Annotated in this window: 13 protein-coding genes, 2 pseudogenes and 1 other annotated feature; of the genes and pseudogenes, 10 read left to right on the top strand and 5 right to left on the bottom strand. The window is 64.8% G+C overall.

Annotated elements, in window-relative coordinates:
- Nucleotides 1–141: 141 nt before the first annotated feature.
- The 4 genes from QA634_RS34040 (at nt 142) to QA634_RS34025 (ending at nt 3,667) form a co-directional block, all read left to right on the top strand.
- On the top strand, nt 142–573 hold the full coding sequence (locus tag QA634_RS34040) for a MucR family transcriptional regulator (protein WP_012336366.1): 432 nt from the start codon (nt 142–144) through the stop codon (nt 571–573).
- Nucleotides 574–1,995: 1,422 nt separating this feature from the next.
- A complete protein-coding gene (locus tag QA634_RS34035) occupies nt 1,996–2,490 on the top strand; it encodes a MucR family transcriptional regulator (protein WP_012336363.1) in 495 nt (164 codons plus the stop codon).
- Nucleotides 2,491–2,755: 265 nt separating this feature from the next.
- Entirely contained in the window at nt 2,756–3,172 is a 417-nt protein-coding gene (locus QA634_RS34030; protein WP_012336362.1) for a hypothetical protein, read from the top strand.
- A gap of 51 nt (nt 3,173–3,223) precedes the next feature.
- Nucleotides 3,224–3,667: a CHRD domain-containing protein gene (locus QA634_RS34025; protein WP_012336361.1), complete on the top strand. Its 444-nt coding sequence runs from the start codon at nt 3,224–3,226 to the stop codon at nt 3,665–3,667.
- 118 nt (nt 3,668–3,785) lie between these two features.
- On the opposite strand, the gene QA634_RS34020 is transcribed toward QA634_RS34025, so the two are convergent.
- Nucleotides 3,786–4,538 carry an IS6 family transposase gene (locus QA634_RS34020; protein ID WP_012336360.1) on the bottom strand — a complete coding sequence of 251 codons (753 nt, stop codon included), beginning with the start codon at nt 4,536–4,538 and terminating at the stop codon, nt 3,786–3,788.
- Between the two features lie 272 nt (nt 4,539–4,810).
- The gene (locus QA634_RS34015; RefSeq protein ID WP_012336359.1) at nt 4,811–5,383 is read right to left on the bottom strand and encodes a class I SAM-dependent methyltransferase; all 573 of its coding nucleotides are present in this window, start codon (nt 5,381–5,383) and stop codon (nt 4,811–4,813) included.
- Nucleotides 5,384–5,825: 442 nt separating this feature from the next.
- On the opposite strand from QA634_RS34015, the gene QA634_RS36030 reads away from it, so the two are divergent.
- From QA634_RS36030 to QA634_RS33985, 6 genes and pseudogenes are all read left to right on the top strand, one after another.
- Complete coding sequence (locus QA634_RS36030) at nt 5,826–6,860, top strand: ISL3 family transposase (protein ID WP_012336358.1); 1,035 nt, start codon at nt 5,826–5,828, stop codon at nt 6,858–6,860.
- Nucleotides 6,829–7,478, top strand: a pseudogene (locus tag QA634_RS34005) (IS3 family transposase); the annotation flags it as partial. The gene QA634_RS36030 and the pseudogene QA634_RS34005, both read left to right, overlap by 32 nt.
- Nucleotides 7,110–7,226: a sequence feature (AL1L pseudoknot), on the top strand. Its footprint overlaps the pseudogene before it by 117 nt.
- Nucleotides 7,479–7,521: 43 nt before the next feature.
- On the top strand, nt 7,522–8,922 hold the full coding sequence (locus tag QA634_RS34000) for an IS30-like element ISMtsp4 family transposase (RefSeq protein WP_012330561.1): 1,401 nt from the start codon (nt 7,522–7,524) through the stop codon (nt 8,920–8,922).
- Between the two features lie 7 nt (nt 8,923–8,929).
- Nucleotides 8,930–9,229, top strand: a pseudogene (locus tag QA634_RS33995) (integrase core domain-containing protein); the annotation flags it as partial.
- Between the two features lie 331 nt (nt 9,230–9,560).
- Nucleotides 9,561–9,824 carry a hypothetical protein gene (locus tag QA634_RS33990; RefSeq protein ID WP_012336356.1) on the top strand — a complete coding sequence of 88 codons (264 nt, stop codon included), beginning with the start codon at nt 9,561–9,563 and terminating at the stop codon, nt 9,822–9,824.
- Between the two features lies 1 nt (nt 9,825).
- The gene (locus QA634_RS33985) at nt 9,826–10,653 is read left to right on the top strand and encodes a hypothetical protein (protein ID WP_012336355.1); all 828 of its coding nucleotides are present in this window, start codon (nt 9,826–9,828) and stop codon (nt 10,651–10,653) included.
- A 55-nt stretch (nt 10,654–10,708) separates the two neighbouring features.
- On the opposite strand, the gene QA634_RS33980 is transcribed toward QA634_RS33985, so the two are convergent.
- The 3 genes from QA634_RS33980 to QA634_RS33970 all read right to left on the bottom strand — a co-directional run bounded on the left by QA634_RS33980 (nt 10,709) and on the right by QA634_RS33970 (nt 14,391).
- Complete coding sequence (locus tag QA634_RS33980; RefSeq protein ID WP_012336354.1) at nt 10,709–11,143, bottom strand: DUF5681 domain-containing protein; 435 nt, start codon at nt 11,141–11,143, stop codon at nt 10,709–10,711.
- A gap of 107 nt (nt 11,144–11,250) precedes the next feature.
- The gene (locus QA634_RS33975; RefSeq protein ID WP_012336353.1) at nt 11,251–11,586 is read right to left on the bottom strand and encodes a hypothetical protein; all 336 of its coding nucleotides are present in this window, start codon (nt 11,584–11,586) and stop codon (nt 11,251–11,253) included.
- 525 nt (nt 11,587–12,111) lie between these two features.
- Nucleotides 12,112–14,391: an AAA family ATPase gene (locus QA634_RS33970; protein WP_012336351.1), complete on the bottom strand. Its 2,280-nt coding sequence runs from the start codon at nt 14,389–14,391 to the stop codon at nt 12,112–12,114.
- Nucleotides 14,392–14,417 lie beyond the last annotated feature (26 nt).

The raw sequence follows: 14,417 nt of genomic DNA, 5'->3' as shown, positions 1-14,417 counted from the left end.
GTCCAAAGATAGGGATAGAACATAGCGGCTACATACCGTAATCACGCGGCAAAGATTGCCAGTGCCGCTTGACTTTGCCAGCTTAATTGCCGATCCAGCGCGACTTCATAGCGTTCGAAGCTTCAACAAAGATGGCAAAATATGGCCGAGATGAGAGAAAACGCTCCTGAGATTGACACGATCGAACTGACAGCCGCGATCACCGCCGCTTACGTGTCGAAGAACGCCATCCCGGTGGGCGATCTGCCGGGGGTGATCGCCTCGGTGCACGACGCGCTAATCCAGCTCTCCAAGCCGCCGGCCGCCGAGCCCGCGCCCCTCGTCCCGCCCGTGCCGATCAAGAAGACGATCACTCCGGACTTCCTGATCAGCCTGGAGGACGGGCGCCAGTACAAGTCGCTGAAGCGTCACCTCTCGACCCGGGGGCTGACGCCCGAGCAGTACCGGCAGAAGTGGGGCCTGCCGCCGGACTACCCGATGGTGGCGGCGAACTACGCCGCGCAGCGGTCGGAACTCGCCAAGGCGAGCGGCCTCGGCCAGTCCCGCCGCGCCGCGGGCCAGAAAGGCAAGTAGGCGGGACCCGCCTACTCGTCAGTGGGGTCGCGGCCCGCCTCGGGGTCCGTCACCGCGACCTCGGTCTGCGAGAGGTCTACCCATCGAGAACCGACGCGGGCGCATAACCTCCTACGTGGTGGCGGGATTGCTGGCCCGGGTCAGCCACGCGAGCGTTTCGCTCTCAGCTTGGCGCACCGCGGCCTCGAACTCCTCAGCATTCTGCACGAGACCAAGCTCCCTGAACCGGGCCGCGACGCTCCTCAGTTCCTCGGCGCGCCGTTCCTGCTCCGCGGCCTTCCTCAACCAAGCCTGCCGCAAGAGGTCGTGAAGTTCGCAGTGGTACCCTGTAGGCATCCCAACAACACCGCGCACCGGTCCCACAGGGCAACTGGGCGGCCGGGGTCTCGGTCGCCTACCGCACCGCCCTGAGTGAGAGGCAAGCCGATGCGTGGATGCAATCTAGTTGCGCTTGGCCGAAACGCTTCGCTCAAATGAGTTATGCGGACCCACGACCACCCTGAGCATCAGCGCCAGCGCTGGTTTACACCGTTCGCTGGAAGGGCAAGCGGCGACCTCTGGCTTACTGCAGTCCGGTCGCCTTTGAAATCGTGATACTCGCCGCACTTGCGGCCAGTATCCTTAACGCTTTAACAAGCGCTCAGCCGGCATAAGCCGCTGCCAACATAACGAGAGGAAGATGGGATGAGACGCGAGTTAATCTATTGCGCACACCGCATTCGCCAGGAAAATGGAATTTTCACCGCGCGAGAGGCGGTTCCCGGACCTCAGTCTTTCGAGTTCTTCTCCAAAGATCTTGCTCGTGTTCAGGAGGCTATTGAGGAAATATGGGCTGCTGAGCGCAAGACTTTACCGATGCCAGGATGGTTTAGAGGCGCCCTGGTTTCCCGAAAGCACGCGCGGATCGACCTTGACAGCTTGGCGTGACTGCAGCCTGTGCCTCCGCACAGGGCAGCGCCCAGGCGCGGGACTGCCCGTGTCCCGGGACGGCATAGGTGATAGGCAGCTCGGCCGGCATGGGCGGGCTCGTAATGAAGAGGTGAGGCGCGGGCCCGATTTCCCCTCACCGGTCGAGCGTGATCAGGGCTGCCGGTCAGGCCCGCATCTCATGCAAGCTGTGCTATTCGGCCCAACCAACGGCGCCCATCCGCGCAAACCGCGGAGCGGTGCTTTTGTCCCCAGCATCGACACCAAGATCGGCAAACGCCGCTGGCGGCTCGCTCAGTGGTTCGCGGCCATGCTCGGGCAGAGAGGGCTTCGCCTGGGGGCTCATTCCCCATCTGTCAGCCGTACACGAGCGCGTCGTACCTAGCAGACGCCGAGCTGATGCCGGCGAGAGTTTTTGATGCTTCTCGGTCAGATGAATTGACAAGCCAAACATAAAGCTTCAGCTTGCGCGCGTTTCTCGCGTAGGAACTCTCGATGAGTGAACAAGCCGCCTCTGACCATATTCAGCTGGTCAGCGACATCGTCTCAGCCTTCGTGTCGCACAACAACGTCCCGGCAGTCGAGCTGCCGAACCTGATCCGGGGCGTCTACGAGAGCCTGGGCAGCCTCGGGAAGCCGGCCGAGCCGGAGCTGGTGAAGCTCACACCGGCCGTGCCGATCAGGAAGAGCGTGACGCCGGATGCCATCATCTCGCTAGAGGACGGCAAGCCCTACAAGTCGCTCAAGCGCCACCTGACGGGGCGGGGACTCACGCCTCAGCAGTACCGGGAGAAGTGGGGCTTGCCGCCGGACTACCCCATGGTGGCCGCCAATTACGCCGCTGCTCGGTCCGAACTCGCCAAGCAGATCGGGCTTGGACAGAACCGTCAGAGGGCTGCGGCCGAGAAGCGTGCTGCCGCTGACGCCAAGGTGAGCGCGCCGGCCGAGCCGAAGGGGGGCCGGGCACGGCCGAAGAAGGCTGACGCGTAAGGATGGGGCAGGCAGGGGATTAGCAAGCCTTCGGCAAGCTTCCTTGCCCTGCCATTCACCGCGCTCCTTAGCTGAGGGTTCAAGGTTGCCTCCTACTCTGCCCTCATGACTTCGGGGCTGGGAGGCAGAACCCGAGGCGGCCGGGCAACGTCCCGGCCTACAGAGACAGCGACATCGCGAAGGCCTCGCCCCGCGGCGGGGCCTTCTTCGTCCGTCGTTCATCCGGTCGTGATTAGGCTTTCGGCGCTCACCGAGGCCCGCAAGCATGCGCCTGATCACCCTGACCCTCCCGCTCATCGCCCTCCTCGCTAGCCCGGTGCTGGCCCAGACAACGGATCCTGGAGGGCGCACGACGCCGACGCAGAACCCCTTCGCCCAGGGCGCCGCCCCGGCTACGAGGCCGGCGGCCCCGGCTCCCGCTGGCAAGACCACCCCCGCGCCGGCCCAGAAGCCTGCGGCCCCCGCCCAGAAGCCAGCTGCTGTCGCGCCCGCCGGGGCGCTGTTCCCAACCGCGATCTCGCCCAAGTACGCCAGCGAGCCGGCCGGCAAGGCGCGCCAGAAGACCTGCGTGGACCAGTACAACGCCAACAAGGCCGCGGGCGGCGCCGGCAACGCCGGCATGACCTGGATCGAGAAGGGCGGCGGCTACGGGTCCGCGTGCAACAAGCGCCTCAAGGGCTGACCCGTCCTTCCGAGATAATGGTAGGCTTACCGTCTTGTTGAGGAGGCGAGCATGATCCCGACCATTCGCCGCAGCGTTGCCGCCCTGGTTCTGTCTCTGCCGTTCGGTCTCGCCGGTTCGGCTGACGCGGCGGGCGAGAAGCAGACCTTCAGGGCCACCCTGAACGGGACGAGCGAGGTGCCGCCCAACCAGACCAAGGGCAGCGGGGAGGTCACCGCGACCTACGATCCGGAAACGAAGACGCTGAACTGGAGAGGCAGTTACAGCGGCCTGACAGGGTCGGTGACGGCCGCTCACTTCCACGGCCCGGCTGCGCCGGGCCAGAACGCGGGCGTGCTGATCCCGGCTCCGGCTGCTACGAGCCCGTTCGAGGGCTCGGCGGCGCTGGACGAGGCGAAGGCGGCGGACCTGCTGGCGGGCAAGCTCTACTTCAACATTCACACGGCCGAGAACCCGAAGGGCGAGATCCGCGGGCAGGTGGAGCGGGCACCGTGAGGAGCTGAGCGCGGCGGGTGCTGGTTGAGGGCCAGCTCATTGGTGTTCCGCGGGGCCGCGCGTGGGGCCTGTCGCAAACTCGGGTTCAAGCCGCAGAAGGGGATGCCCGCCCCGGCTTTCACGCTTTGTTCGCGACGGGAAGTCCAAAGCAACAGGCGAGCAGTTGGTTCTGTTCGCGCACGGTCCACGCGCCCGAGAACCCGAAGCCCTTGCGCAGCCACAGCATGGCCTCGAAGCCCCGGATCGTGCGCCGGGCCGTGGTGAAGGACTGGAAGCCGCCGACCCGCGGCATGGGGCGCTTCACCCGGAAGTGGTCGCTCTCGATCCCCTGCTGCAGGTGCTTGGTGACGTGGTGGATGGGCGTGCGTGGCAGCAGACCCTCCTTGCGGCTCTCGGCGATCGCCGGCGGGTACGGGCCCGCGCCATCGGTGCCGATCCGGTCCGGGGCGAGCAGCGGCTGATCCTGCAGCATCTTGCGGAAGAAGCGCTTGGCCGCATCCAGATCGCGGTTGGCGGTGAGCCGGAAGTCGACCGCCTCGCCATGCTTGTCGATGGCGCGGTACAGGTAGCGCCACTGACCCCGGACCCGGATGTAGGTCTCATCCACGCGCACGGAGCCGCAGTGCGGTTTGCGGAACCGGCGCAGGCGGCGCTCGATGGTCGGCGCGTAGGACAGCACCCAGCGGTTGATGGTGGAGTGATCGACCACCATCCCGCGCTCCAGGAGCATCTCCTCGATGTCGCGGTAGCTCAGGGCGTAGCGCAAGTACCAGGACACGGCCTGCACGATCAGGGTGGCCTCGAAGTGCCGGCCCCGGAAATCTCCGCCGGCTGGGCGCTTCAGCTTGAGGGCGAGGGCATTCAGGATCATGGGCCGGCTCCGAGGCGGAGGCGGCACGCTGGGTGGGTATGGCTAAGGGGCCGTGAACGGGGCCCGTTCGCATTTGCGGCAGGCACTTCTGGTAAAAGTCGGCCGCTCACCGGCTTCCTCTTTGTCTGAGGACGGCGGGCGCGGACTGGAGCAGGATGGCGAGGTCGCATCTCAGGTGTCAGTCCTTGGCGTACTGCAGGTCCAAGCTGACTGATCGCCGCTCCAACTCCACCCCAACAAGCCTGGCCTATATTAGAGGTTAGCAGTTAGTTTTATTTCAATATCAGCTGTTGCACTTGTTCCATCGGCCATAGTCCAAGCACTCTCCCCTCACACACCTTGCTTTCGTCTATCTCTCTAATTGGCTTTGGGAATCTGAACGGAGATTTCATAAGGTTTAACCGCCTGTAATCCCCTGTCCTTATATCTGAATTAAACCATACTGACGAATCCGATGTCGCTAATAGAAATTTAGCTCCAGAAGAGGCAACATTTTTTATTAATGAAATTGCCATGTCAAACGAGAGGTGAAAAAGAACTTCCCTACACAAAACTACATCGCCTTTGGGTATTGGGCCCACAACAGCATTGACAAATTCAAACGTTCTATTCTCGTTCCTGTAAAGTTCGTTATTTCTTTCTATGACAGCTTTTGCGACATCGATCCCTATATAGTGCCAATCCCCTCTAACTTCTTTCATCCAATTAAAATCACCGCATCCAACATCAATGAGTCTGCTGCAGCCAATTTCACTCAAAACAGATGAGAGCTCTGATTTTAGTAATATTGTAGTATCAGATGATGATCCCAAGCCGGATAAACTATCCTGTCCACCCTTCTCCATCCAAAGACCGGATTTATATATTTCCGAAAACACATCTTCTGGGTTCTGAAGATGGAGATGATTAGCTCTGATGCCCTTCCTCAGGAGTAGTTTCGCACGTAAATCTTATAAAAACGTTCGAAGAACGATATGGCGAAGCAAGGATTTTATTGTCTTCATGTGGTTGTACATCTTTAATAACTCCATTTGCACAGGCTCTGTTTTTGCCCTGGTGGAAGTGGGTTATTTCGGCCTATGACTGGATAGCTTGAGAAATTTCACTCCGTCTCTGCGCTGCAGCCCGGAACAATAGACGCTATCATGGCCGCCGCAAGTATAGAAGCCGTACGCTTGTTCCCCTTTGTCAACGGGCTTCGAACCTTGGTTCTTCCGCACTTCGTGTGGCGCGGGGGCGGTCGCCGGTGGGGGCTTCATATCTCCGGGGCTCGCCTCGGAGAGCGCGATGCCCCGCCGCCTTCTGCCCCTCGTGCCGCCCCGGCTCAGCGTGGTCGGCATCGAACCCACACCCGATCGCCTCGTGATCCACGTCAGGTTGCGCCCGAGGCCGACGTGCTGCCCTGGCTGTCGAGGGCACGAGTGCCGTCCGCACGGCTCCTACCAACGCACCTCAGCTGATCTGCCCTGGCAAGGCCGGCCGGTCTCCCTACGCCTCAGAGTGCGACGCTTCCGCTGCACCAACCCGGCCTGCCCACAGCGTACCTTCAGCGAGCAAAGTGCGGATGTCGTCCAGAAACACGCCCGCCGCTCGGTGCGCCTGCACGACCTCCAGCGCCACCTCGGTCTCGCACTCGGTGGCGAGCCGGCAGCCCGGCTGGCACAGCGTCTGGCCATGCCCGTGAGTGCCGACACGCTCCTGCGCCTCGTTCGTACCGGAGCCTTGCCGACCCATCCCGAACCGCGCGTGGCCGGCGTCGATGAGTGGGCGTGGCGGCGCGGCCGCAGCTTCGGCACCGTGTTCGTCGACCTGGAGCGGCACACCGTTCTCGATCTTCTGCCCGAGCGCGCCGTCGAGAGCGTCGCGGCTTGGCTGCGTGCTCATCCCGGCGTCGCCGTCGTCGCTCGTGACCGCGCCGAGGTGTTCGCCGAGGGCACGCGAGGTGGCGCCCCGCAAGCCCGCCAGGTCCTCGATCGCTTCCACCTGCTGCGCAACCTCAGCGCGGCCCTGCGGGCGATCGCGGTCGATCATCACGCCGTCATTCGCGCGGCCGGTCGCGCGCTCCTCGATCAGGAGGTTGAGGCGGCGCAGACCAGAAGCAGGGCCGCGCGTACGCTGACGGCGAGCGAGATCAGGAAGCGGGCGACACATGCGCCGCGTCAGGCGCGACACGCTGAGCTCAAGCGCCTGGCCCAGGGCGGCGCCTCGGTCTCGGGCATGGCCCGAGCCCTTGGGCTCGATGAACCGCCCCGGGTTTCCCGGAGGCTCCAACTCTTGAGAGGATGGAGCCATGAGGAAGCATACACCCCCCTTCTCGCCTGAGGTCCGCGAGCGGGCGGTCCGGATGGTGCGGGAGCACCAGGGCGAGCACGGCTCGCAATGGGCCGCGATCCAGTCGATCGCCGCCAAGATCGGCTGCTCGGGCGAGACCCTTAGCAACTGGGTGCGCCAGTCCGAACGGGATCAGGGCCTGCGCGCTGGGCCGACCACGGATGAGGGCGAGAGGATCAAGGCACTGGAGCGGGAAAACCGCGAGTTGCGCCAAGCCAACGAGATCCTGAGGAAGGCGTCGGCCTATTTCGCCATGGCGGAGCTCGACCGCCGGTCGCGGACATGATCGCGTTCATCGACGACCATCGGGATGCCTACGGGGTCGAGCCGATCTGCAGGGTGCTGCCGATCGCCCCTTCCACCTACCACGTCCATGTCGCCCGGCGCGCCGACCCAGGCCGGCTGCCGGCGCGGGCCAAGACCGATGCGGCGGTGATGGGCGAGATCCGGCGCGTTCACGAGGAGAACTTCGGCGTCTACGGCGTCCGGAAGGTCTGGCGGCAACTCGCCCGAGAAGGGATCGTGGCCGCCCGCTGCACGGTGGCGCGGCTGATGCGGACGATGGGCTTGGCGGGGGTGGTGCGAGGACAGACGGTCCGCACCACGGTGGATTCAAGTGGTCGTCGCAACGGCTTGGCGGAGGGCGGTTGTGATGGCAGGTCGGCGGCGTTCGGATCGGGCACTTCGCGAGAAGCTGCGGTCACCGGGTCGTCCCGGGGTCGGTCTGCGCGAGACGCGGCGGGGGTTCTGGGCGTTCCTCGCGCAGGGTCTCTCCAGCGAGGTCGCAGCGATGAAGCTCGGGATCTCGCCACCGGTCGGCTCGCGGTGGTTCCGGACAGCAGGCGGAATGGCACCTTCCCACCTGTCACCATCATCCAAGTCGCCTTCTGCGCGCTACCTGTCGTTGGCTGAGCGGGAGGAGATCGCGATCCTACAAGCGCAAGGTCACGGGGTCCGGGACGTCGCTCGGCGTCTGGGACGGGCGGCGTCGACCATCTCGCGGGAATTGCGCCGCAATGCGGCGACCCGCAGTGGCGGCCTGGACTATCGCGCCACGACCGCGCAGTGGCACGCTGAACGCGCGGCACGCCGGCCCAAGCCAGCAAAACTGGCGGGGAACGCAGCGCTGCGGACGTACGTGCAGGAGCGGCTCGCCGGAACTGTCGCGACACCGGGCGGGAGCGCTCTGCCTGGCCCTAGCGTTGCCTGGAAGGGACGGCGGCACGGGCGACGCCAGAGCCGGCGATGGGGTCGATCCTGGAGTCCGCAGCAGATCGCCGAGCGCCTACGGCTCGACTTTCCGGGCGATACGACGATGCGCATCAGTCACGAGGCGATCTATCAGGCGCTCTACATCCAGGGCCGGGGCGCGCTGAAGCGTGAGCTGACCGCGTGTCTTCGCACAGGACGGGCTTTGCGTGTGCCGCGGGCCCGCAGCCTGGGCCGAGGCAGGTCGTTCGTCACCCCCGAGGTGCTCATCAGCGAGCGTCCGCCCGAGGTGGAGGACCGCGCGGTGCCGGGGCACTGGGAAGGAGATCTGATCCTGGGTCTGAAGAGTTCGGCGATCGGGACCCTGGTCGAGCGCACGACGCGCTTTACGATGCTGCTGCATCTTCCGCCGATGGACGGCCATGGGGTGACACCGCGTGCGAAGAACGGCCCGGCGCTGGCGGGGCACGGGGCCCAGGCGGTGCGCGAGGCGATCGCCGGCACGATCGCGCGCTTGCCCGAGCAGCTGCGGCGCTCGTTGACCTGGGACCAGGGTACCGAGATGGCCGAGCACGCGCGCTTGCGGATCGACGCGGGTCTGCAGGTCTACTTCTGCGATCCACGCTCACCCTGGCAGCGGGGGACGAACGAGAATACGAACGGGTTACTGCGACAGTACTTCCCGAAAGGAACGGATCTGAGCGCCCACAGCGCGAACGATCTTGCTGCTGTGGCCGCAGCCCTCAACAGCAGACCGCGCAAGACGCTGAACTGGAAGACGCCGGCAGAGGCGCTCGACGCTGTGCTGGCTGCCGTGCAAGATGGTGTTGCGACGACCGCTTGAACCCAAGCAATACCTTGCTCTGCGGTACACGGACCGGCTGGCGGAGGCCGGCGTGCAGCCTTCAGTCGGCCGTGTCGGCGACAGCTACGACAATGCCCTCGCCGAGACGATCAACGGCCTGTTCAAGGCCGAGGTGATCCACCGGCGCGGTCCCTGGCGCAGCGTCGAGGCGGTGGAGTTCGCCACCCTCGAATGGGTCAACTGGTTCAATCACCGCCGGCTGTTGGAGCCGATCGGCAACCTGCCTCCCGCCGAGGCCGAAGCGCGCTACTATGCTCAGGCGCAGGAGCCAGCCCTGGCCGCCTGACTCAAACAAAACGGCCTCCGGGAAACCCGGGACGGTTCAGTTGGTGGTCGAACCCTGCGGGTTCTGCGGGTGGCTGGTGGTGTCGGGAGCGCCGCCGTTCTGTGCCGAACCTCGACCTCGACCGTGCCGAGGCGCACCTCAAGCGCAAGACAAGCGTCGGCGGTATTCACCAAGGAGTATTGACATGTCGGCATTGCATAGCGGCCGAGCTTTTGTAGCACCCTCTACGCAAATTGCCGCGGGACCGTGCGCAAACTCTTGACTACCGCAGAAATAGTGGTTTCCTTGCATCTCGGTTCGGCACGTTGACCTTCGTGGCGTGATAAAATCGATGCCGAGGAAAGCAAGAGCCATTCTTCCGAAGAGCAGCACTGCGCACAGTGCGCTGTCCAACTGTATGCTCCCGCGTGAACTGCACGGCCGCTACGCTGTTGCAAGGCGTCTCCACTATTTGGTGGCGACGGCGGAAGGGGAGCGCGGAGGCTCTGACTTCCTCGACTTCGCCACTCAGCATAAGACCGCGTTCGAGCGCACCGCAATCGTGTTCCTCGACGGCGGTGAGCCGGGTGTAAAGCTCAGGAAGGTGGAGGCGTGAGATGGATTTGTCGTCGGCATTGAACGGGAATCAGCTCCCCGAGCCGCTGCCCTTCGACTACTCGGCGATGTCCCCGCTGATGCAGAAGCAGGCGAAAGACGTCGTGAAGGCGTATCGCAGGCGGACTGGGCTCTACGTCGTTGAAACCGGCCACGGGCTGCTGTCGGTCAAAGATGGCTTAGACCACGGCCTGTTTACACAATGGGTTGAGGCCGAGATGGGCATGTCGCTCCGGCATGCGGAGAACTTCATGCAGGCGGCACGGGTGTTCGCCGAGGACGACAAACGCGAAATCATTTCGGTTTCGCCTGCCACCACCATCTGCAAGCTGGCCGCGCCGAGCACGCCCGAGCCGCTCCGCCAGAAGGTCGTGAAGCGCCTAGTGGCGGGTGAACGCCTCAGGCCGGCTGCGGTCGACGCGATGGTGGCGGAGGCCCGCAAGGCTGCCCGGGACCAGGCTAAGGCGGAGAAGGAAGCGGCCCGCGTCGCGGCGCTCAGCCCGGAGGAGCTGAAGCGTGAGACGGCTCGGAAGAAGGGGCGTGAGCGAAGCGCCCGCATCTCGGCCGAGAAACGCGACGCCCAATCTCGACAGTGGAAGGAGAACCTGCGTAGGCGGGAGGAGGCCGATACGAAGCTGGTTCACCTTCTCGCGACATTGCCTCCAGACACGATTCGCGAGATTGTGGATCTCTTACGGGAGGGTGGGCACTTCCAACTCCGTGAGAAGCTCAGTCTCAGGCTCCGTGCGGTCGAGAACGGCGAGCGCCCCGCGACCCCCTCCCTGGACGACTACAACATGTCGGAGGGACCGACGTCGGCACCGCATTGAGGGCATCTTAACTCTCGCGCCGAGACGGTCGCGTGTGGGCAGCAATACGGCTCTCTCATCTGCGGGTGACTGTCCGCGCCATGCCCGCCTCTAGGGCCTCAAGGCGAGCCGCAAAATCGTAGGTCTCCATCGCCTTCACGTGCAGCTCGATGAGCTTGCCGAATTCCGCGGCTTCCGAAGGCGTAAGATCGCCACGCGCCACCGCCTCAATGAGCGCCGCGGTTGCCCTGGTCAGTTCGCCGCCGCCCTCGATTGGCGGGAGCGCGAAGGACACCGGGCGGTCCTTGCGGACCGGCAACAGGCGATCCAGGCACAGGCGCAGCGCGACCGTGTCGCCTCCGTGAGCCAGCTCCACGGCCCTGCGGGTCAGCCCTTCGGCCTCGCCGGCTAACAGGGCTTCCATCGCCAAGGTTGTTTTGTGGCGAGCGCCCTTCGGGCGACCTGCCGGGTTGCCGCTTTTGCCCTTCGTAAATGTTCCTGGCTTAGACACCCTGACACTCCAGAAACTACAGGGGAATAACAGGAGATGGTTCCGACTTGTTCCTGGCGCGCAGTAGTTTTCTACAACTAGCCTGCAAGTAGATTACGGGGATCACTTCAGGCGCCGATCTTGAACGTGAACCGGAGGCGCGTCGGCACTCGGTCGAGGATGGGTGCAGGTGGCGCGGTCTCCCGGAACTCCTCCGTCACGAGGTGGCCTGTAATGTCCCTGAGCGGCAAGTCGAAGACGCCGTCGTTATTCATGCCGCGGATCACGCAAACGAATACCACATCATCGTCGAGTATGAGGTGGCCGCACCGGCGCAGGAACTCGACAGCAGCTCCTTCGGGCAGGTTGCAGGGACCCTCGATCGTGAAAGTGAGGTACTTCCCGGGCGATACGGTCGGGCGAGCGTCCTCAAGCCGCCGGATCCTATTGCGAAAATTGCTCATGGCTGCCTCGATCATTGTAGTGGACGTCACATATTCAGCGCCGTTGCACCGCTCTCCACCCGAGATATTAGCTGGTTGCGGAGAGAGAAGCACTGCGAGTCTTCAGCCTCACGCTGCGGCTGGCGCTGCCCGCGCACTCGACGAGGACGCCGTAAACGTCCGTGTCGGTTCGCTTCAGGCCGGCCCGTTCGGCTTCGAGCACCCGCCCGAACGCGCTCATCGCAGCCTCACTGCCCGCCAGGGCGGGTGGTCGCGCTCGGCCGCTGCGTTGACAACGGACATGAGAGCATCGTCTCGGGGAGCACCTTTCGGCGGCTCGGCTGAGCATCAATGGCTCGCCCGAGGTCGTACTATCCGTGGGCGAGCCACGCCACTCCTTGCCGTCCCGGAGCCTCGCGAGTGACCTCCGCCCATGGGCGGACGAATTGGACGAACCGGACGAACGTCCGGAAAATCCGCGTCCAAAACCGGACGGACTGGACGGGATACCTAGAGGCATCCCGTCCGTCCGACCGAGGACCACTCTCAGGCTGTCGGTGGCTTGATCCAGAGATGGTCTAAACCGCCAAGCTCGATCGAGCCGACGAGTCCGCGTTCCAGTGCGAGCTTCACGGCGCGGTCGAAGGCTTTCCGTTTCGCATCTGCGCGCTTGGCCGCGTCGTCGCCGTCCACAGGGTACTTGGCGAGGAACTCCTTCCTGACCGCGGCGATCGGCACCGCTCGGTGCTCGGGGCTATTGGCTCCGAACGGCCATGCCCGCTTCCCGTGCTCCTCCAGCGCTGTGGTCAGTGCTTCCCGGAGAACCTTCAGCGAGTTCGGCCACCGCTCCCGGGAGCCGACCGTGGCTTGCCTGCTGATCCGATTGATCGTCCACCGGACGGCGCAGGTCGTGACCGGCTCGCCCTCGCTATCCTCGCCGATGCCGACCACCTCCAGCGTGTAGGGCGTCTCGGCCCCGGTTGGGGCACCGCGGATCTTCCGGACGGCGAGCCGGAGGTTCGAGACGGTGCCGGCCTCGTCGCGGTTGCCGAGGGCCGCCAGCACCGTGTCGGCCGCGGCTTCCTTGGCGGAACTGCCGCGCGTGCCGGTCTCGGTGGCCTTGCCGAAGTGGTCGATGCCGAGCACGAAGGCGCCAGCGTGCCGGCTGAGGGCTTCCAGGGCGTTCATCACCCGCTGCGTCTCGGCCGCGCTGTTCTCGTCGTCGAACCCGGCGCCGGCCGCCACCGTGTCGAGGACGATGAGCGCGAGCGGCAGGTCGTAGCGCTCGCGAAGCTGGGAGACCGCGGTGTCGATCACCGCCTTCAGCCGCTCCACCGCCTCCGTCTCGGAGAGCCGTGGGCACTCCTCGACCCAGCAGAACGGCAGGTCTGTCGGGTCAATGCCGCTTTCGGCGGCCCCTGCCAACCGTGCCTGCACGAGGCCCTTGAGGCGGATCGGGAGCTCGGAGGCACCTTCGGGCGCGAGGAACAGCACGCCGCCGCGCCGGAGCACCTTGCGGCCGGCGAAGGGCTCGCCGGTCATCACGCTGCCGGCGAGGTCCAGGCCGATGAAGGACTTGCCGGTGCCCCACTGCCCCGACAACAGCCCCTTGCCGGCAACCGGGATCAGGTCGCGCACCAGCCACTCGCGGGGTGCGGCCGTGGCGGCGTCCCGGTGCCAGTGCAGCACGGGAGGTGCGGGAGGGTCACCCCTCGGCCCGGTGCGCCGGTCGGCCTCGCCCTGGTGGCCCTTCCAGCCAATCTCGGCCGGATCGACGGCGAGTTGTTCGCACAGCCACAGGGCTGCCGCGACCGCGTCGGCCGCACTGCCGTGCTCCAGCACGATGTCGATCGCCGTTCGCTTGCCGTCCTGCGGGTCGCCGAGGTCATGAACGCCGAAGTCCGTGATCCCATTCGCGGCGATCGACAGGTCCTCTTCCAGATCGCGCCCGAGGTCTGCCGACGTCACGCGATACGCTTCCGTCCCAGGCTGCCACTTCGCGGTCGGGAACAGGGTCGGAACCCAACAGTCGAGGTTCTCGAGTGCCAGCTCATTGATGGTCCGGAAGAAGGCGCTTCCGCGCTTGCGGGTAGCCGCGGCGTAGTCGAGGAAGGGGTTGTTGCCCGTGGCTCGCCGATTGCCGTCCCGAGCCTTATCCGTGGCCTTCCCGGCCTTCTTCTCGGTCAGTTGCCGAGCTCGATCGAGTGCCTCCCGCTGCGCGGCCTTGATCTCGTCTGCGCGCTCCTGAAGGTACGCGATCGTCCGTGGTGCTTCGCGGATCTCGGCTGGCGTGCCAGGGAGGTGCTGCCCCGTAACGGTCAGGTAGCGCCCACCCTCGCTGTAAATCTCAACATGGGCCGCATCGACTTTTCGGCCCTCGACCGCGCCCTTGACGAAGAAGCGGAGCCCTTTGCCCGAGGGCGAGATCTCGCAGTACGTCTCGCCGAAATCAATTGCGACCTGCGCCCACGCGGCGATCTTGCCCGTTTCGGGATCTCTGCACTTGTCGAGATCGATGCCGCTGATGCTGCCGTCCGGAGGCAGGACGAAACCGACCCCGTCATAGCCGCCGCTCAGAGCTCTGTTCTCAGCGGTGCGATAATCGCTCCAAGTCTCGGGGTCTGAGCTTGAAGCGTTCCCGCCCGTTCTCGCGTTGATCGGAGGTTTATCCCACTTTCCTTCAGTTTTGTTCGGTTTCTGATCCCAAATGTACTTCCAGACAACCCAATTGCTCGTAAGTTTGATCTGCCTCATGGCAGCGTTGTCGGGCAGCCCGGTGAACGGCACGAACGGAACGGGCTTCTCTGGACGCGCGTACGCGTTCACTGAACTGCTCCTTCGCTCTGCATCGT

Source organism: Methylobacterium sp. CB376 (genome assembly GCF_029714205.1).
GTDB lineage: Bacteria > Pseudomonadota > Alphaproteobacteria > Rhizobiales > Beijerinckiaceae > Methylobacterium.
This window is presented reverse-complemented; position numbering and strand designations above follow the sequence as displayed.